Below are 17,994 nucleotides of genomic sequence, written 5' to 3'. Positions count from 1 at the left end.
ATGCCCTGATCTGAGGCCCAATTGCCTGTCCGTCCCGGATGGACCATCCGACCAATGGCGGGCGGCAGGGTCGCGCGGGGCTGTCCGTTGGCCGCGCAACCAAACGAAGAAGGGCGGCCGATCGCGACGATCGACCGCCCTTCTGAAATTGGTGTCCAACGATCAACTGCCGGTCGAGCCTTGCCGCTCGCAAGCCGGTCTGGGTGATCAATCCTCGAGCAGTGCTTTCGTCTCCGCCCCCATGGCCGGAGCCGCGCGGCTCTGCAGGAACGCGACGCGGCCCGCGACGATATCGTCGGTCATCTGCTCCTGCGTATCGACCCAGAATTCGCCCGCGGCGATCTTGGCGATGATCTTGTGGCACCCCTCGTCGAGATCCATGCCGTAATTGGCCATCATATGGGCCATCTTGGCGCGATGTCTGGCAGCGCCTTCGGGCTCGCCCTTGCCTGCGGCGGCATCGAAGATACTGGTCTTGAGCATGCCCGGGATCACCGAACTGACATGGATCGGCGCGCCTGCCACTTCCATCTCGAGGTACAGGCATTCGCTGAACGCCTGGATGGCGTGCTTCGACATGATGTAGGCGGTTTGCGTCGGCATCTGCCCGAATGCGCCCACCGACGCCAGATTGGCGATCCACGCCTGTTTCCCGGCCTTCAGCATGTGCGGCACGAAGGCGCGGACGCCGTGGACGATGCCGTTGATGTTGACGCTCAGCGTCTGCTCCCAGCGCGCGGCGGGAATTTCCCACGTCAGGCCCAGCGTCTCGATACCAGCATTGTTGACCAGCAACCGCACCTCGCCGTGCCGCGCGAACACGTCGGCAGCGAACGCGTCGAGCGCGGCGGGATCGGCGACGTCGAGCCGCTGCGCCTCGCTCCTGCCACCCGCGGCCATGATCGCATCCGCGACCGATCGGGCGCGCGCCTCCTCGATATCGGTGACGATCACGGTCATCCCGATTTCGCCACAGCGCCGCGCCAGCCCCATGCCGATGCCCGCACCCGCGCCGGTGATGACGGCGACGCCGCCCTCGAAGAGTTCCTGCTCGCGGCTCATTGCTCGACCACCGAAAGGATGTGGCTGTCGGCACCGGGGAAGACGTAGTCGAGTTCCAGCACCATGGAGTCGGCCAGCGGACCGCTGACCAGGATGTCGGTCTCGATGAATGCCTGGACGCCGTTGCGGCCGTAGCAATAGCGATCGACCGACCCGAAGGCGGGCGAGGCATCGAGCCGCGCGTCGACGTCGGCATCGCCACGCCGCGCGCGGTTCATGGTGATCTTCAGCCGGCCCTTGAACTCGCCCTCTGCGGCGTTGAGCGCCTGGAGCTCGCCGACGATGCCCTCCAGCTCCTCAAGCGAATCGAGCAGCACGCCCAGATGGAAGGTATATTCCGGGTCCGCATCGATCGCGGTCCGCAGCTCGGCAACCGACGGGTGCTCGCGATCCGTACCGACGCCAAGCGCCTCGCGCGCGGCATTGACGACCGCGGCCTGCGCGGGCGGCAGCAGGGAGAGGAAGACGATCCCGTCGCCGCGCGCATGATGGTGGCGATCGACGACGAAGCGATAGAAGGTCGTGCCGTCGGGCAGGGGGATCGACTGGGTCTCGACATAGCCGATCTTCGTCAACAGGCGAGCGGCGAGCGCGGCCTCGTCCTTGCGCCCGTAATGGAGTGCGACATGCCCCATCGTGCGATGGCCTGATGCGGCCCGTTCGGGTGCCAGTGTGGCCAACGAACTTCTCCTGAAAAATCGTGGTTGGAAACAGCGATGTCGGGTAATGCGCAAACGGTCAACAGCAAGCGGCGTGTTTGCGGCCCATCGCGCGGGGTAATGTCTGGATTCGCGTAGCGTCAGCCGCCGTTGAGCGAGGCGGGGGCGCCGGGCATGTAATGGTGGTAATATCCTGCCGCCCAACCACCATCGACCGCCAGCTCGGCGCCGGTGACGTAGCTCGCCTCGTCCGAACAGAGGAACAAGGTGGCCATCGCGACCTCATGCGGTTCACCAATCCGCTGGAGCGGGACGCGGGTGTAGCTCCAGTTGCGCTCCGCGCCCTGCTGCTGCTGCGGGTTGCCCATGTGGGTATCGACCCCGCCCGGGTGCACCGAATTGACGCGAACGCCATGCGGCCCGAACTCGAGCGCGGCCGTCTTGGTCAGGCCGCGGATCGCCCATTTCGAGCTGCTGTAGATCGACAGCGCGTTGGCACCGCGCAGCCCGTCGACCGAGGAAATGTTGACGATCGACCCGCGCCGCGCTGCGCGCATCAAGTTGCCGACATGCTTCATGCCAAGCAAGGGGCCTTTGACGTTGACCGCGAACACCCGATCGATATCCGCCGGGTCGATCGCCTCGATCGGCCCGAAGGCGACCACGCCCGCGTTGTTCACCAGCGCATCTGCCCGCCCGTGCTGCGACTCCACGGCCCGGACCAGCGCCTCCCAACTCGCCTCCTGCGTCACGTCGAGGGACACGAACGAGGCGGCGCTGCCCAGTTCCTCCGCCAGCGCGGTTCCGTGATCGACGAGCCGGTCGGCGATCACGACGCTGGCGCCCTCCGCAACGAAGGCACGGACCGTCGCTGCGCCCATTCCGCGGGCGCCACCGGTGACGATCGCAACCTTTCCTTCGAGCCGTCCGCTCATCTGGCTGTTCCTCTCGTCGTTGACCTTTGGACTTGCAAGGATCGCCGGGGGCGATCCGGGCGAGGCGCTTTCACGCAGGGCGGCTCGAACCTGCCGACCTCGGGCTTCAGACGATCCCGCTCAGCAATGCGACGCGACTGCATAGGTCTCGTGACGCAGTGCGGGCAGAATCGTGTCGGCGACGAACGTGATGACCGCGAGCAGAACGAACGGCGTAGCGATGCACAAGATTGCGAACGCGACGATCAGGGCCATGTCGGTCAGGCTCAGTCCGGACGACGCGCCTTCGGGCGATCTGCCTCCGGCCGAGGCCAGGGTCGGAGTCCGGGGCGAAACGCGATCAGCCGTCACCATCTTCACTCTCCATCAGCCGCGCACTGAGATGCGTCGTGCCAAAAGCCATATCCGCTTTGTCATCCTTGTCAATATGCGTAGCAAGCACGTCAAGGAAATGTGCATTGGGCGGATTTATTGCGTCATAATGTCGGAAACTGCGTTTATTCGGGGATTGGGTATTGCCGTCGCGGGGCGAATGTCGTTGAACCGACCCAGCCGGTAATGCCTCGCCATCGGACGATGGAACTGGCGAGCGGGCGACCACGATGCCGGGACACTACGGCGCAGGCAGAGGATTGGAGCGGATCGGTGAGCAAGACCCATGAAAAGCAGAAACAGCTGCATCACGACGTGACCCATGTCGGCCTCAGGGCTCAGGCGACGGCTGTGGGGCTCATCCAACTGTGTATCGAGCTGCGCACAGCCAATGTGCTGGACGATTCCGCGTTGACCCGGATCAAGCAGGTGATCGGCGACGAATTGCTGCTTGGGCCCTATCGCCGCCATGCGTCCCGGGACGATCGCGACGAAGTGCGCGCCAGGCTGGATCGATTGTTCGCGGGTGAGGAGAAGATCGGACCGGTCGACGAACTGCAGTTCCTCACCGAGGGCGACACATAAACCGACCCCGTCGATGGTGCGATCCGAAGTGATGTCACGTCGATCACAAGATCGGCGATCGGCCGCTGACCAACCGAGTGCCATTTGCGGGCATATGGAGAATGACATGAAGGACAGACTGAAAGGCCGCCGCATCATCGTGTTCGGCAGTGCCACGGGTATCGGCGCGGCGACCGTCAAGCGGCTGACCGAGGAAGGCGCGCGTGTCTGCGCAGCCGACATCAACGTCGAGGGCGCCACCCAGGTCGCCGTCGAGGCTGGCGGAGAAACCTTCGCCGTCCATGTCGACATCTCCGACGAAGCCTCGGTGAACCAGGCGGTAGCGGCAACCGTCGATCGTTTCGGCGGGCTCGACGGCGCGCACATCAATGCCGCCGACCTGCGCGTCATCATGGAGGACAGCGACGCGCTCGCGATGGACCTTGCGGTATTCGACCGGACTGTCGCGGTCAATCTGCGCGGCCACCTGCTGTGCACCCGCGCCGTCCTGCCGCATCTGACGAAAAACGCTGCGTCGGCGATCGTCTATACCAGTTCAGGTTCGGCCCATGGCGCCGAGCCGACGCGACCGAGCTACGCGATGACGAAGGCGGGGGTCAACGCGCTGATGCGGCACGTCGCCTCGCGCTGGGGCAAGGAAGGCGTGACCGCCAACGTGCTCGCGCCCGGCTTCACCGTCACCGGCGAGATGAAGAAATCGATGGAGGGCAATGCCGAAGAGGCCAAGAAATGGGCCGACCATTTCATGGCGCGCACGCCGCATACCCGGCTGGGCGAGTCCGAGGACCATGCCGGCGTCGTCGCGCTGCTGCTGTCCGATGACGGCCGCTGGATCAACGGCTCCATCATCGACGTCAACGGCGGGTCGCTCATGCGCGGCTGACGCGGCCGGGCATCGAAACGGATGTCCGCGACGGACCCGCTCCGATGCGGCTATCGATGTGCGCGCGAGGAAGCCAGCTTACCATCTGGCGATTGCCGATAGCTTGTCCGGCGCACAGGGTCGTTGCGACGGCGCGAGGGCACCGGTCGTCAACAGGTGCGAGTTCGGCGGATCGATCGACATGCCGAGCGCACATATCGACAACGCCTTGCCGGCCGGCCTGGCAGGGGATACGCTCTACGATGCCGGTCGTCGCGACATCGGCGTCATCACCGGGCCGCTCGTCAGCCCGTTGAGCCGGAATTGTCTCGTCGGTGTCCGGGCGTCTGCAGAACGGCACGGCCTGTCTGTGCGCCTGCAGATCCGGCGAGGGGATTTCTTTCCCGAGTCAGGGCAAAGGACCGCAGCCGAGATTATCAAGGCCGAGCGCCCACCGACCGCGATCTTCAGCTTCCGCGACGAAATGGCGATCGGCGCACTGGCCGCGTCGCGCGCCGCGGAGCTCTCCTGCCCGGACGACATGTCCGGCGTCGGTTTCGTCGATATCGCAATGGCGCGCTGTCGCGCCCCATCACTGACCGCGATCCGACAGCCGGTGTGCTGCATAGGTCGCCGGACAGTCGGGCTGCTTCTGGCCATTCTCGCTCGGCCGTCAGCCCCGCCGGCTTCCGTCACGCTACCGCACCGGCTGATCGTGCGGCAAAGCGTGGCGGTACATCGCGAACCTTGATAACCCTTCAAAAGCGTCCGGGGAACCGCCTCGAGATATTGTCTGCGCAATGACGAGGCTGCCCGCGGCGTCGATGGCCCCCTCGACTACGTCAATGCAGGCGTCATGTTGGCGCACGGAACGCGCGTGCGGATGGCACACCCCACATCAGAGATCAGCACGTCGAAGCTGGGGCGTGGCTCCGATGAGCACCGATGCAGGTCAGCACGCTCGCCGCGACCAGACCGAAGGCCGCGATTTCGAGCGGCGCCGGGAGGCGCTGCTCCCAGAGGAAACCGTAGAGCAGCGCGAACAGCGTCTCGAACAGGATCATCTGCCCCACCATGGTCAGCGGCAGCAGACGGCTCATCCGGTTCCAGAGCTCGTTGCCGAGAATCGAGGCGCCGACCGCAACCGCAACCGACACGCCGCCGAGGTATAGCCACGCATCGGCAGCGTGGCGGACCGGTTCGGCCGCGAGACTGACCGGAATCAATGTCACGGCCTGGATGCCCGTGACAATCCCGGTCAGCAGATTCCAGTCATACACGGACATGCGATGGAGCCGGTGGAGGGCGCGGGCATTACCGACCGCATAGGCGCTCCAGGCGACAAGGGCCCCGACCGCGCAGGCAAAGCCGAAGAGCGCGCCGCCGGCATCGCTGGACGCCGGATGGCCGAGCGCCTGCCATCCGATGCACAGCGCGCCGGCAGCGCAGAGCAGCAGCGAGGGAGCGAGGCGGGCGAGCGGTATGGCGTCGCGGTCACGACTGCCGATCGTCGTCACCGCGACCGGCAGGAAGCCGATGACGAGCGAAGTGGTGGCGATGCCGGCCTGCTGAACCGCCGTCGACAGCAACACGTAGTAGAGGGTGTTGCCCGCCAGCGAGAGCCAGGCGAGCGTGTACCAGTCGCGGCGCTCCATCGAGGCGACGAGCGTGCGCCATCGCGGCGCGATCAGCACGGCCGAGATGATACCATAGGCAAGATAACGGCCGATCGCGAGCTGAAGCGGCGTGAAGTCGCGCACGAGGGCCGGGGCGAGGAATACCAGTCCCCACAGCGCGCCGGCACCTGCGCCACACGCGATCCCCTGGGTCGTGCGATGACGTCCGGCCGGACTGAAGGTCGATGTTGGCACGGCTGATCCTCACTGATGATGCCGCATCATACCACCGTGAAGGCGAGCGATGCGCTCTTGTGCAGCGGTTGAATTGCAACAAATACTCGCGAATGACCCGCGCTGCATCGACCCGATATCCCGTGCTGGACGGCTTCGACCGTGCGATCCTGCGTATAGTCCAGCGCGACAACAAGACGCCCCAGCGGACGATCGCGGAGGCGGTCAACCTCTCTGCCGCAGCCGTGCAGCGCCGGATCGCCGCACTGGAGGACGCAGGCATCATCACGCGCAACGTGGCGATCGTCGAGCCCGCGGCGGCAGGGATGGCGATCACGTCGATCGTCGAGGTGCATCTGATCGACGAACGATCGTCCACCGTCGATTCGGCAAAGGCGAGGTTCCGCGACGCACCCGAGGTCCAGCAGTGCTATTATGTCACTGGCGGGATCAGCTTCATCCTGGTCATCGTCGTCCCCGACCTGGCCGCTTACGAGGCGATCACCAGGCGTTTGTTCGCGCAGGACGAGGCGGTGGCGAGTTTTCGCAGCCTCATCGCGCTCGATCGCGTCAAAATCGGTAGCGAGCTTGTGATTCCCCCCGATGATCGTCTTTCGACCAGACGATGAAGGCCAGCGCGGCCGCCGCGGTTGGACACCACGATGCCATCGGCCCCGAGCGCCGCCGCCGCGTGCGCATCCTCGACGTCGAGGATGCCCTTGATGACCAGCGGCCCGTCCCAGATATCCCGGACGAACGTTGGGTCACGCCAGGAGACGGTCGGATCGAAATTGTCGCGCACCCAGGCGAAGAAGTCTGCCCATCCGGTGTTTTGCCGAGTACGGGCGCGACGTTGCCGAGCTGATGCGGCCGGCCGCGCATGCCGACGTCGTAGGTCCAGCCCGGACGGCCCAGCACCTGCAGCGTGCGTCGCGCCGAGCCGCGGAGGTCCGAGGCACCCGCGAGACCCGATCGATAGTCGCGTTAACGCGATCCCGGCACCGGCTGTCGACCGCGAAGACCAGTGCCGAGCAGCCTTCCGCCTTCGCCTTCGCCATCAGGTCGCACATGAAGCCGCAGTCGCGGATCATGTAGAGCTGGACTAGCAGGGCGGTTCGGTGCCCGCGGCCACCTCGCCGATCGGGCAGGCGGATACCGTCGACAGGCAGAAGGGGATACCCGCCTTCGAGCCGCCGCGCGCCGCGCGCCGCCTGCACCTCGCCGCGCCGGATGTTGAGCCCGGCGAGCCCGATCGGCGATCGGAGATGTTTCGGCGCAGCGTCATCTCCGCGTAGGAGCCGACGTCGATATATTCGAACAGGAAATGCGGCAGCCTGCGCCGGGCGAGTTCGCGATAGTCGAGCGTGGAGGCGGCTTCATGGCCGCGCCTTCAGAAAGCCGTTCATGGCCAGCCAGTCGTGAAAGGAGGCGATCCAGCCGGTGCTCGTCGTTCCCTTCGCGCCCATGCCGTATCCATGGCCACCCTTCTGATAGAGATGGAACTCGACCGGCTTGCGCGCAGCCTGCCACGCCTCGATCAGCCCGAAGCCCTTGCGCGCGAACAGCGGGTCGTCGCTCGCCATCGCAGCGAACATCGGCGGTGCCGCGGCCGGCACGGTGATCGTCCGCATCGGCCCGTAGATCGGCGCAGCGAAGGCGGGCATCGTCTCCGGCGTAGCGGCTTCGACGACGCCGAGCGTCGTCATCGCGCCCGCCGAGAAGCCGAGCATGCCGACACGCGCCGGGTCGACGTGCCACTCGCCCGCGCGGCGGCGTACCAGCGCCAGCGCGGCGAGGCCGTCGGCGACGGCATCACGCGATGTTTCGACCGCCAGATCGGGACCGGGCCGCATCGCCGTGGCGAACACCGCGCCCATGTCGCGCAGGAAACCCTTCGGATCGGCGGGCGTCTGACGCAGCCGGTATTTCAGGACGAAGGCGGCGATGCCGTGATCGGCCAGCCAGCGCGCCACCGGCCACCCTTCGTTGTCCATCGACAGCATCGCGAACCCGCCGCCGGGCGCGACGATCACGGCGGCTCCCGTCGCCTTTCCGGGAGGCGGCAGGAAAGGCGTCAGCGTCGCGCTGCGGACGTTGCGGACGACCCGCTGGCCGGCGAGATCGAGCCAGCCTTCCGCTTCTCGCGCTCCGGCAACGTCGCCCGTGTCAAGCGGGATCGCGGCCGGCTGTGCGGGAGCGGGAATAACCGTGATCTGGGCGGCGGCGGGCGTCGCCAGCGCCAGGGCGGCGGCGAGAACGACGTATCTCATTGCCGCTTCACGAACGCGCCGCCGTCGACCAGCAGCGTTGATCGCGACGTCGGCGCCTTGCCGCGCCGCGCCGATGGCGGCGGCGGCGCCGATCCCCGATGATCCGCCGGTAACGAGGATGGTCTTGTCTTTCAGCAGCAAGCTATCTCTCCCTGTCTTTCCTACGATCAACCCAGGTCGCGGCTGGTGCCGCGACGCAGCGGATCTGACCCTCGTTTTCCTTCAGGTCGAACGCGCGTCCTGCGCCGCCGACCGGTCACCTTGTCACAATACACCGCCTCGTCGCCGGCGAGGACGCCGAAATGCGCCGTATCCTCGGTCGCGGCGGCAAGATCCTCCAAATCGGGGCGTGCCATCTGCGCGATGTCGGCCTGTGCAGGCGCAAGATGACCGAGCGCGAGCAGTTTCGCCCCCCGTCGGTAGCCGGAGCGCGGGGTAGAAGCGGGATAATCTCGCCCGACCAGCGAGGTCGCCAACCGATGCGCCGTGCTGCACGTCGACCCCAGCCGATCCGCCAACAGCGCCAGCGTCGCCGCGCCGCTCGCCACCGCCTCGACAGTATCGAGTCCGCGCATCAGCGTCTGGTTGCCGACGGTCGTCCGGTCGGTCCTACCCGGGTGGATCATCCCACTTCCCTAGCCGTCGTGGCACAATGAGAAAATAGATATTGCATAGCTTCGTTCATTTTAGCCACGGGTCGTCCCGGGCAGGAGAGGCAACATGCTGTCGAAGATCAGGCACGTTCGCGCCTTCGTGGTTCGCGGCGGCGGCGCCGACTATCACGAGCAGGGCGACGGCCACTGGATCGACGATCACATCGCGACGCCAATGTCGCGCTATCCCGAATACCGCCAGTCGCGGCAGAGCTTCGGCATCAACGTGCTGGGCACGCTGGTCGTCGAGATCGAGGCGGAGGACGGCACGATCGGCTTCGCGGTGACCACCGGCGGCGAGCCTGCCTGCTACATCGTCGAGAAGCATCTGGCGCGCTTCCTCGAGGGGCGCGATCCGACCGAGTATGAGAAGATCTGGGACCAGATGTACTTCTCGACCCAATATTACGGCCGCAAGGGGCTGGTCATCAACGCCATCTCCGGCGTCGATCTCGCGCTGTGGGATCTGCTCGGCAAACTGCGGCAGGAGCCGGTCTATCACCTGCTGGGCGGCGCCGTACGCGACGAGCTGCAGTTCTACGCCACGGGCGCGCGCCCGGACGCGCCAAGGAGCTCGGCTTCATCGGCGGCAAGCTGCCGTTGCATTACGGACCGGCCGAGGGGCTGGAGGGATTGCGTAAGAACGTCGCGCTGCTTGCCGACATGCGGGAGAAGGTAAGCCCCGATTTCTGGCTGATGTACGATTGCTGGATGGCGCTCGACGTCGATTACGCCACCCGGCTGGCGATCGCGTGCCACGAGCATGGCCTGAAATGGATCGAGGAGGCGATCAGCCCCGACGACTATTGGGGCTATGCCGAGCTGAAGCGCAACGTGCCCCGCGGCATGCTGGTGACGACGGGCGAGCACGAGGCGACGCGCTGGGGCTTCCGGATGCTCATGGAGATGGACTGCTGCGACATCATCCAGCCCGACGTGGGCTGGTGCGGCGGCGTGACCGAGCTGCTCAAGATCAGCGCGCTGGCGGATGCCAAGGGCAAGATGGTCGTGCCGCACGGCTCGTCGGTCTACAGCTACCATTTCGTCATCACCCGTCACAACTCGCCGTTCGCCGAGTTCCTGATGATGCATCCCGGCCCCACCGAGGTGGTGCCGATGTTCGCGCCGCAACTGCTCGGCGAGCCCGTGCCGGTCGACGGCCGTATCCGGGCGAGCCAGCTCGACACGCCGGGGTTCGGCGTCGAGCTCAACCGCGACATTGCGCTCCACCGTCCCTACACCCACTGAGGATCGATCGATGAAATTTTGTCGCTACGGTGCCAAGGGTGCCGAGAAACCCGGTCTGGTCGACGCCGCAGGTCGCGTCCGCGACCTGTCGGGGCATATCGCCGATGTGACCGTCGAGGCGATCGCCGGTCTTGCCGATGTCGATGCAGAGACGCTGCCGTTGGTGGAGGGCGATCCACGTCTGGGCGTGCCGTTCTCGGGTATCTCGAAGATCGTCGTGATCGGCAAGACCTGCCGTCACGTGACGAAGGAGGCGGCACTCGACCATGTCGCCGGCTATGTCCTGGTCAACGACGTGTCGGAGCGGTTCAACCAGAAGGAGCGCGGCACGCAATGGTCGAAGGGGAAGGGGCATGACACCTTCTGCCCGGTCGGTCCGTGGCTGGTGACGCCCGACGAGGTCGGCGATCCGCAGACTCTCGACATGAGCCTGGACGTCAACGGCGAGCGGATGCAGACCGGCAACACGAAGACGATGATCTTCGACGTCGCCGAGCTGATCTCCTACGTCAGCGAATATGTCACGCTGGAACCCGGCGACCTGATGATCACCGGTACGCCGCCGGGCGTGGGCGAGGGCAAGAAGCCCGAGAAGATATTCCTCAAGCCCGGCGACACGATGACGCTGGCGATCGACAGGCTGGGCAGCTCGACGCAGTCGGTCGTCGCGTTCGATCTGGGGCGGTTCCGGTGAGCGCGGCGGATCGGTTCGCCGGCCGCGCCGCGATCGTCACCGGCGGCGCCTCGGGGCTCGGCAAGGACGTGGCGCGCCGGATCACCGCCGAGGGCAGCACCGCGGCCCTGTGGGATCTCGACGCCGCCGCGCTCGCCGCGGCGGCGGCGGAGATCGGGGCGACGCATACCGTCGCGCTCGACATCGCCGACCCCGATGCGGTGGCGCGCGCCGCCGCGCAGAGCGCCGCGGCGCTGGGCAAGGTCGACATCCTGGTCTGTTCGGCGGGGATCACCGGCCCGACCACCCCGGTAACCGATTTCCCGGTCGACGGCTGGCAGCGGGTGATCGACATCAACCTCAACGGCGTGTTCTACACCTGTCGGGCGGTGGTGCCGCACATGGTCGCCAACGGCTATGGCCGCGTCGTCAACGTCGCATCGGTCGCGGGCAAGGAGGGCAATCCCAACGCCTCCGCCTATTCGGCATCCAAGGCCGGCGTGCTGGGCCTCACCAAGAGCCTCGGCAAGGAACTGGCGCAGCAGAACGTGCTGGTCAGCGCGGTGACGCCCGCGACCTTCGTCAGCCCGATCCTGGAGCAGATGCCGCAAAGCCAGATCGACTATATGCTCGGCAAGATCCCGATGGGGCGGTTGGGCGAAACGCACGAGACGACCGCGATGGTCTGCTTCCTGGTGTCGGAGGAATGTAGTTTCTCGACCGCGGCCACGTTCGACACGTCGGGCGGCCGGACCACCTATTGAGCGGGCGCCCGCACCGGAGAGCGCGATGAACGACATTCCCTTTGTCGACGCCCACGTCCATTTCCGGGACCTTGCGCATCTTCACTACGACTGGCTGACGCCGCCCTTCGCCGGAGAAGGTCCGGAGGCGACGTGACCGCCATCGCGCGTGATTGCGGCCCCGCCGGGTATCGCCGCGATACGGCGGCCTGGAACGTCGCTGGCACCGTCGATGCGGGCGCACGCGCGGACGAGGCGCTGGCCGAAACGCAATGGCTCGACGGGTCGGCCGACGCCACGGGCCTGTCGACCGACGCGCTGTTCGGCACCGTCGCCCGACACCTGTCCGCCTATCACGCGATCGTCGCGGATTTCACGCTCGCCGAACGCCGCGCACTGTTCGGCGGCAATGCCGACCGTTTCTACCGCCTCGACCTCGATTGGGAGAACCGCCCGTGACACCCCCCGTTCCCGTTCACGCGGCGGAGGTGCCGCGCCGCACGCTGCGCGTCGCACTGTCGTTCGCGATCAGCCTCTTCTTCATCTGGGGACTGGCCTATGGCCTGCTCGACGTCCTCAACAAGCATTTCCAGGACACGCTGCACGTCGGTACGGCGGAATCGACGTGGCTGCAGGTCGCCTACTTCGGGGCGTATCTGGTCGTCAGCCTGCCCGCCGGGCTGTGGCTCGCGCGGGCCGGGTACAAGATCGGCATCCTCACCGGACTGGTCATCACCGCGGTCGGCGCGTTCCTGTTCATCCCTGCGGCGGCGGCGGGCACGTTCCTGCCGTTCGTGCTGTCGATGTTCGTGCTGGCATCGGGGCTCGCGTGCCTCGAAACCGCCGCCGACAGCTATGTCGCGGTGCTGGGGGCGCCCGAGGACGCGTCCCGCCGTCTGAACCTCGCCCAGTCGTTCAACGGGCTGGGGACGTTCATCGGGCCGCTGATCGGGGGCACGCTGTTCTTCGCGGACGGTGCACCGGCCGCGGCGGAGGGTGCGCACGACAACGTGCGGATGATCTACGCCGGGATCGGCATCGCCATCGTCGTCTTCGCGCTGTTCGTCGCGCGGGCGCACCTGCCCGAGATCTCGGAGGACAGCCACGCGACCGAAGGTGGCCGCGCGGGCGGCATCCTGCAGCGCCGTCACTTCGTGTTCGGCGTGGCGACGCAGGCGATCTACATCGGTGCGCAGGTCGGGATCGGCGCGCTGTTCATCAACGTCGCGCTGACCACGTGGAGCGGGTTGACGCCGCGGGCCGCCGCCTATCTGCTGTCGCTGGCGCTCGTCACCTTCATGCTCGGCCGCTTCGCTTCCACCGCGTTGCTCGCACGGGTCGCGCCGCGGCGGCTGCTGACGCTGTTCGCGCTGGCCAACGTCGCCTTGTCGCTGCTGGTCGCCGCCGGCATCGACAAGGTGTCGCTGGCGGCGATGATCGGCGTGTTCTTCTTCATGTCGACCATGTTCCCGACGATCTTCGCGTTGGGTGTGCGCGACCTGGGGAAGGGGGCGAAGCGCGGCGCGTCGGCGATGGTGATGGCGATCGGCGGCGGGGTGGTGCTGCCCTATCCGATGGGGCGGCTGGCGGAAGTGTACGGTGCGCCTGCGGCCTTCGTCCTGCCGGCCGCCGCCTTCGCCGTTGTCGCGCTCTATGGCTGGCGTTTCGCGGGGCTCGAGGACGAGTAGGACGAGCGCGCCGACACACGGCCGGGGACGGTTCGGATCTATCGTCGCGGCGGCGCGCGACGCCGGGGCGGATCAGTTTCCGGAGCGGAACTGATGGATGTGGTTGAACCCGTCGCCGACAAGCGGGAGCAGCGTGAGGTCGGCGAACTTGACGATCGCGAGGATGAGGAACGGTGCAATGACGAGCACGACCACCAGTGCCAGCAGCAGCGTGACGTCCGTCGCGATCGCGATCGGCGATCGGTCCGGGCTGCGCTGCGATCGATCATCGGGCTGAAGGTACATGCTCGCTCTCCACGATAGCGCAAGTTGCTTGCGTCTGCGTGAATGCTAAGCCCATGCGTCCATGGCTGTCAATATGCGTAGAAAAAGGCCGTTTTCTAGACGGAGAAGGACTGTGCGCCTGGGACGATCCGTATTTGCCGATCGATGACAGAAATACGCAAATGGAGGTTTGGTAGCGGCGCAGGCTGCTATAATGCGCAGATTGCAGGTTGACCTGCCTGCCGCTTGAAAGGATCATGCGTCGAAACCACGAAGGAGAGATCCGTGAGCGTTGCACCGACCGCCGCGCTGCCGGCAAGCCGGCGGACCATGGGGCATGTCGCCCTGCATTACGGCCAGAAGGAGGAAGCCTCGCTGGCGGCGCGGCTGCTGACGACCACGGGCTATGTGGAGACGCAGTCGTTCCCGTTGCCGGACGGATCGAGCTTCTACCGGTTCGTCGTCGACCGGCATCATCATGCGCGCGGGGACGGCATCGTCTTCCTGTCGCTGCTGCCACCCGCGCAGGCGGCGGTCGTCGATGCGGCGCGGGCGGCGCTGGGATTCGGTACCGCAGATGAGCATCCCTCGATCGCCGGTCTGCGCGCGGCGATCGACGCGGATCCCGAATATACCTTCCACCTCGGCGTTTTGCTCGATTCGCTCGAGGAGCTCGAACGCGTGGTGGAGGAACTGCAACGGCTGAACCGCGACGATCCCGAGATGAAGGGACGGCTGAAAATCACCATGAACCGCGCGCGGCGCGGCGAGCCGGCGGTAGATGCACGGCTGGACGCGTCGCCGGTGTTCGGCGACGTCGATCGCTACTGCTACGGACGCGCCGGCGTGCAGGCGTTCATCGAGACCGACATCCTCGTCGCCGGCCCGCTGGCCGATTCGATGGTGCTCGAACTCGACTACGTCTTCCCCGGGCATGACAGCCACATCCTGTCGGTGGTCGAGTCGTGAGCCGCGAGGAGGAGCTGTTCGCGGGCGGCGTCGCCGTCATCACCGGCGCGGGCGCGGGGATCGGCATGGGGCTGGCGCGGCGCTGCGGCGAGATCGGCATGACCGTGATCGTCACGGACATCGATGCCGAGCGCGCGCGATCGGTCGCCGACGCGATCGTTGCGGCCGGCGGCAAGGCGGAGGCGCTGCGGCTCGACGTCGGCGACCCCGCCGCGCTCGATGCACTTGCCGCGGATGTGTTCGCACGCCACGGGGCGGTGCGGCTGCTGGTGAACAATGCGGGGATCGAGACGATCGGGTTGACCTGGGAAGTCCCGGTCGCGCGCTGGGAGCAGACGCTGCGCGTCAACGTCAACGGCGTCGTTCACGGCGTGCGCGCGTTCGTGCCGCACATGCTGAAGGCGGGGGCGCCGGCGTGGATCGCCAACCTGTCGTCGGTCGGCGGGTTCAGCCAGATGCCGACGCAGACCGCGTACATCATGTCGAAACACGCCATCCAGTCGTTCTCCGAATGCCTGTACCTGGAAATGGAGCTGGCCGGTGCGCCGATCCACGTCAGTTCGGTGATCCCCGGCATGCTCAAGACGAGCATCTTCGACGCCGCCGCGGGTGTCGGCGAGCCCGCCGCCGCGGCACGGCACCGTGCGACCATGGCGCATATGATGGCCAGCTATGGCATGGAACTGGACGAAGGCTGCCGCAAGATCGTCGCCAAGATCGCCGCCGGCGAATTCTGGGTGGACACGCAGGAGGAGATGACTCGCGATATCGTCGCCGGTCGCGTGACGTTCCTGCAGGAACGTGGCGTACCGACATTGGCCGATCAGGCCCGCGCGCTGTTGCAGGACTGACGAGGCGGGGCGGGGGCGGCTCTGCTGCCGTCCCCGTTCCTGTTTCCGCTAGGACCGATCGACATTCAGAAGATGACGTGCCGAAAACGGTGGTTTTGCGTGACCCGGAGCGCAGCGTACTTTCGGTACGTGAGCACCGGAAGCATGCGAAACCGCCGTTTGCAGGCCGTCAAAGCTGAATGTCGATCGGTCCTAGACGACGATCGCCGGGTGCGGGATGCGTGGCTCGCCCAGGCGGTCGCGGTACGACGGAGGACGGCGACCGCCCGCTTCGGTGATGCCGTAACGCCCGGCGATCTCGGCGGCGATCAGCGTTTGGCCGTTCAGCGCGGCGCGGCCGGCATCGTCATGGATGGCGGCGATCACGCGGCCGTTGAATTCGGGCGTCTCGGCATCGTGCATGAACGCCGCATATTGTTCGGGATGCTCGGTCAGCGTGCGTTCGCTCCACTCGGTGCGCAGCGGCCCCATCCACAGCGAGACGGCGGTCACGCCGGTGTCGCGGAAGTCGACGCCCATGTCGGCGGCGAACTTGTCCACCCCCGCCTTCTGCGCGCCATAGGCGGGGCCGTGCATGTAGCAGACCGAGCCGAACGAGGAGGTGAAGACGATCAGCCCCTGCCCCGCGGCAACCGCGACGCGGCGCGCGGACGGCGGGGACAGGATGGTCACGCCGCCTGCGGATCGCTGCGCCGGTCGACGCTGACGACCAGCCCCTCGACGCGCTGCTGGATCGGCGCCACCTTGTCACGCGACTGGAAGAACTGCCTGTACTAGGCCGGATCGACATTCATCGTAGCCAGATCATGGTGGCGGCGAGGTGGACAAATCCGGTGAAGTGGATGGTGCGGCGGTCGTAGCGGGTGGCGAATCGTCGGAAATGCTTGAGGCGCCCGAAGCATCGCTCGATCTGATTGCGATGCTTGTAGATGTCTGCGTCGTGCGGGATGACGACCTTGCGGTTGCGTTTTGACGGGATGACCGCGGTGGCGTTCATGCCTGCGATCTGGTCGCGCAAGTCGTTGCCGTCATAGGCTTTGTCGGCCAGCACCGCCCCGGCCTGCTGGCCTTCGAGCAGATCGGATGCGGAGGCGATGTCGCTGGCTTGCCCCGGCGTGATGCGGAACCGCACAGGGCGACCGAACGTGTCGGCGAGCATGTGGATCTTGGTCGTCAATCCACCTCGGGAACGCCCCAGCGCCTGATCCTCGGCCCCCCTTTTCCGGTCGCAGCCTGTTGATGGGCGCGAACGATAGTGCTGTCGATCATCAGATACTGGTTGTCCCGGTCGGCTGTCAGCGCCTCGAACACGCGCTCCCAGACGCCGGCATGGCACCAGCGGCTGAAGCGCCGGTGCACCGTCTTCCACTTGCCATAGCGCTCCGGCAGGTCGCACCAGTGCGCGCCCGAGCGCAGCACCCACAAACATCCATTCAAAGAACAAGCGGTTGTCCGAACCCGTTCGGCCGGGATCAGTCGTCTTGCCCGGAACCAGCGACGCAATCCGCGACCATTGCGCCTCGCTCAACTCGTACCGCTTGATCCCCATCACTCCCTCCGCGCTGCGACACGGATGCCTATGAATCAGCCTGCAACGAGTTTGGGAATCCTGAATGTCGATCCGGCCTAGGTCCTGAGCTTGCCGAAGGGGCCGTCGCCCGGCACCACCATCGGATTGATGCACGGCAGCTTGTGCTGCCAGACCTCGACGTCCTGCGCAAGCGCGAGGCGGCTACCCTCCTGATAGGCGAGCGCACCGGCGCGATGCTCGTCGGTGATCGGCGCGGTCCCGTCGTTCACCTGCACCATCAACCCGTGCCAGACCCGCGTGCAGCCTTCCTCCACGGGGGTATGGGCGATCATGATGAACGAGTTGAAGTCGCCCTTCATCTCCGACTGCAGGATCGCCGGCCCGGTATACCAGGTGGTGGTGTGCAGTTGCGCCCCCGCTTCGCTTACCAGCGTGCGGTGTCCCGACGAGAAATACTGCCAGACCTGATGGCCCTTGAACTCGTTGGCGAAATAGGTGGCGTCGATCGAGCCGTGGATCGGCTGGAAATGCGCGAGATCGGCCATGTTGTCGACGATCTCGATCGGGTGGCTGTTCAAATCGCCCATATGGTTGATCTTCCAGTTGATCCAGCCCGGCGAGCCGTAGTCCCCGCCGAAATCGGGCAGCGCGAAGTCTAGGGTCCGGACTCATAACCACCAGATGACGGCTGCTGCGAAGGCGATGGCAGCCATGAAGGTCTTGATGTTACGGTCGAAGCGGGTGGCGATGCGTCTCCAGTCCTTCAGGCGACAGAACAT

21 protein-coding genes and 4 pseudogenes are annotated in these 17,994 nt (G+C 66.3%); 11 read left to right on the top strand and 14 right to left on the bottom strand.

Going from position 1 to position 17,994, the window contains the following annotated elements:
- Positions 1–207 precede the first annotated feature (207 nt).
- The 4 genes from M9979_RS13450 to M9979_RS13435 form a co-directional block, all read right to left on the bottom strand.
- Positions 208–1,062, bottom strand: coding sequence for an SDR family NAD(P)-dependent oxidoreductase (locus tag M9979_RS13450; RefSeq protein WP_254289871.1), 855 nt, complete (start codon positions 1,060–1,062; stop codon positions 208–210).
- Complete coding sequence (locus M9979_RS13445; protein WP_254289870.1) at positions 1,059–1,742, bottom strand: hypothetical protein; 684 nt, start codon at positions 1,740–1,742, stop codon at positions 1,059–1,061. Before M9979_RS13445 ends, M9979_RS13450 begins: the two co-directional genes overlap by 4 nt.
- 119 nt (positions 1,743–1,861) lie before the next feature.
- A complete protein-coding gene (locus M9979_RS13440; protein WP_254289869.1) occupies positions 1,862–2,656 on the bottom strand; it encodes an SDR family NAD(P)-dependent oxidoreductase in 795 nt (264 codons plus the stop codon).
- A 120-nt stretch (positions 2,657–2,776) separates the two neighbouring features.
- Positions 2,777–3,010 (bottom strand): hypothetical protein, encoded by a 234-nt coding sequence (locus M9979_RS13435; protein ID WP_254289868.1) that lies wholly within the window; start codon positions 3,008–3,010, stop codon positions 2,777–2,779.
- Between the two features lie 291 nt (positions 3,011–3,301).
- Here M9979_RS13435 and M9979_RS13430 point away from each other — a divergent pair, with 291 nt between their 5' ends.
- The 3 genes from M9979_RS13430 (at position 3,302) to M9979_RS13420 (ending at position 5,226) form a co-directional block, all read left to right on the top strand.
- Positions 3,302–3,613: a hypothetical protein gene (locus M9979_RS13430; RefSeq protein WP_254289867.1), complete on the top strand. Its 312-nt coding sequence runs from the start codon at positions 3,302–3,304 to the stop codon at positions 3,611–3,613.
- Between the two features lie 13 nt (positions 3,614–3,626).
- Positions 3,627–4,496 (top strand): SDR family NAD(P)-dependent oxidoreductase, encoded by an 870-nt coding sequence (locus M9979_RS13425; RefSeq protein ID WP_254289866.1) that lies wholly within the window; start codon positions 3,627–3,629, stop codon positions 4,494–4,496.
- A gap of 181 nt (positions 4,497–4,677) precedes the next feature.
- The gene (locus M9979_RS13420) at positions 4,678–5,226 is read left to right on the top strand and encodes a LacI family DNA-binding transcriptional regulator (protein WP_254289865.1); all 549 of its coding nucleotides are present in this window, start codon (positions 4,678–4,680) and stop codon (positions 5,224–5,226) included.
- A gap of 154 nt (positions 5,227–5,380) precedes the next feature.
- Here M9979_RS13420 and M9979_RS13415 read toward each other — a convergent pair whose 3' ends face one another.
- Positions 5,381–6,346, bottom strand: a complete 966-nt coding sequence (locus M9979_RS13415; protein WP_254289864.1) for a DMT family transporter — start codon at positions 6,344–6,346, stop codon at positions 5,381–5,383.
- A 92-nt stretch (positions 6,347–6,438) separates the two neighbouring features.
- Here M9979_RS13415 and M9979_RS13410 point away from each other — a divergent pair, with 92 nt between their 5' ends.
- Positions 6,439–6,954 (top strand): Lrp/AsnC family transcriptional regulator, encoded by a 516-nt coding sequence (locus tag M9979_RS13410; RefSeq protein ID WP_254289928.1) that lies wholly within the window; start codon positions 6,439–6,441, stop codon positions 6,952–6,954.
- A gap of 65 nt (positions 6,955–7,019) precedes the next feature.
- On the opposite strand, the pseudogene M9979_RS17435 reads toward M9979_RS13410, so the two are convergent.
- From M9979_RS17435 to M9979_RS13390, 4 genes and pseudogenes are all read right to left on the bottom strand, one after another.
- A pseudogene (locus M9979_RS17435) lies at positions 7,020–7,127 on the bottom strand (alpha-hydroxy-acid oxidizing protein); the annotation flags it as partial.
- A complete protein-coding gene (locus tag M9979_RS13405; protein WP_422922123.1) occupies positions 7,090–7,542 on the bottom strand; it encodes an alpha-hydroxy-acid oxidizing protein in 453 nt (150 codons plus the stop codon). The pseudogene M9979_RS17435 and the gene M9979_RS13405, both read right to left, overlap by 38 nt.
- 159 nt (positions 7,543–7,701) lie before the next feature.
- Complete coding sequence (locus M9979_RS13400; protein WP_340689071.1) at positions 7,702–8,736, bottom strand: alpha/beta hydrolase; 1,035 nt, start codon at positions 8,734–8,736, stop codon at positions 7,702–7,704.
- Positions 8,737–8,762: 26 nt separating this feature from the next.
- A complete protein-coding gene (locus M9979_RS13390) occupies positions 8,763–9,221 on the bottom strand; it encodes an IclR family transcriptional regulator domain-containing protein (RefSeq protein ID WP_254289863.1) in 459 nt (152 codons plus the stop codon).
- A gap of 94 nt (positions 9,222–9,315) precedes the next feature.
- On the opposite strand from M9979_RS13390, the pseudogene rhmD reads away from it, so the two are divergent.
- The 5 genes and pseudogenes from rhmD (at position 9,316) to M9979_RS13365 (ending at position 13,600) form a co-directional block, all read left to right on the top strand.
- A pseudogene (gene rhmD, locus M9979_RS13385) lies at positions 9,316–10,496 on the top strand (L-rhamnonate dehydratase).
- A gap of 10 nt (positions 10,497–10,506) precedes the next feature.
- Positions 10,507–11,190 carry a fumarylacetoacetate hydrolase family protein gene (locus tag M9979_RS13380; RefSeq protein ID WP_254289862.1) on the top strand — a complete coding sequence of 228 codons (684 nt, stop codon included), beginning with the start codon at positions 10,507–10,509 and terminating at the stop codon, positions 11,188–11,190.
- Positions 11,187–11,933: an SDR family NAD(P)-dependent oxidoreductase gene (locus M9979_RS13375; RefSeq protein ID WP_254289861.1), complete on the top strand. Its 747-nt coding sequence runs from the start codon at positions 11,187–11,189 to the stop codon at positions 11,931–11,933. The genes M9979_RS13380 and M9979_RS13375 overlap by 4 nt, the downstream gene beginning before the upstream one ends.
- Positions 11,934–12,065: 132 nt before the next feature.
- Positions 12,066–12,371, top strand: a complete 306-nt coding sequence (locus M9979_RS17360) for a hypothetical protein (RefSeq protein ID WP_254289860.1) — start codon at positions 12,066–12,068, stop codon at positions 12,369–12,371.
- On the top strand, positions 12,368–13,600 hold the full coding sequence (locus tag M9979_RS13365) for a sugar MFS transporter (protein WP_254289859.1): 1,233 nt from the start codon (positions 12,368–12,370) through the stop codon (positions 13,598–13,600). The genes M9979_RS17360 and M9979_RS13365 overlap by 4 nt, the downstream gene beginning before the upstream one ends.
- A gap of 72 nt (positions 13,601–13,672) precedes the next feature.
- Here the strand turns inward: M9979_RS13365 and M9979_RS13360 are convergent, their stop codons facing one another.
- Positions 13,673–13,885 (bottom strand): hypothetical protein, encoded by a 213-nt coding sequence (locus tag M9979_RS13360; protein ID WP_254289858.1) that lies wholly within the window; start codon positions 13,883–13,885, stop codon positions 13,673–13,675.
- Positions 13,886–14,149: 264 nt separating this feature from the next.
- Here M9979_RS13360 and M9979_RS13355 point away from each other — a divergent pair, with 264 nt between their 5' ends.
- Both M9979_RS13355 and M9979_RS13350 read left to right on the top strand, forming a co-directional pair.
- Positions 14,150–14,833: a hypothetical protein gene (locus tag M9979_RS13355; RefSeq protein WP_254289857.1), complete on the top strand. Its 684-nt coding sequence runs from the start codon at positions 14,150–14,152 to the stop codon at positions 14,831–14,833.
- Positions 14,830–15,684: an SDR family NAD(P)-dependent oxidoreductase gene (locus M9979_RS13350; RefSeq protein ID WP_254289856.1), complete on the top strand. Its 855-nt coding sequence runs from the start codon at positions 14,830–14,832 to the stop codon at positions 15,682–15,684. Before M9979_RS13355 ends, M9979_RS13350 begins: the two co-directional genes overlap by 4 nt.
- Before the next feature lie 192 nt (positions 15,685–15,876).
- Here the strand turns inward: M9979_RS13350 and M9979_RS13345 are convergent, their stop codons facing one another.
- From M9979_RS13345 to M9979_RS13330, 4 genes and pseudogenes are all read right to left on the bottom strand, one after another.
- On the bottom strand, positions 15,877–16,356 hold the full coding sequence (locus tag M9979_RS13345) for an SDR family NAD(P)-dependent oxidoreductase (RefSeq protein WP_254289855.1): 480 nt from the start codon (positions 16,354–16,356) through the stop codon (positions 15,877–15,879).
- Positions 16,357–16,474: 118 nt separating this feature from the next.
- Positions 16,475–17,227 (bottom strand): annotated as a pseudogene (locus tag M9979_RS13340) (IS5 family transposase).
- Between the two features lie 83 nt (positions 17,228–17,310).
- A complete protein-coding gene (locus M9979_RS13335) occupies positions 17,311–17,862 on the bottom strand; it encodes a hypothetical protein (protein WP_277998563.1) in 552 nt (183 codons plus the stop codon).
- A 21-nt stretch (positions 17,863–17,883) separates the two neighbouring features.
- Positions 17,884–17,994 (bottom strand): annotated as a pseudogene (locus M9979_RS13330) (IS5/IS1182 family transposase); the annotation flags it as partial.

The organism is Sphingomonas liriopis (assembly GCF_024211255.1).
GTDB classification, from domain to species: Bacteria; Pseudomonadota; Alphaproteobacteria; order Sphingomonadales; family Sphingomonadaceae; genus Sphingomonas; species Sphingomonas liriopis.
Note: the sequence above shows the minus strand (reverse complement) of the source record. Positions and strands in the feature narration are given on the sequence as shown.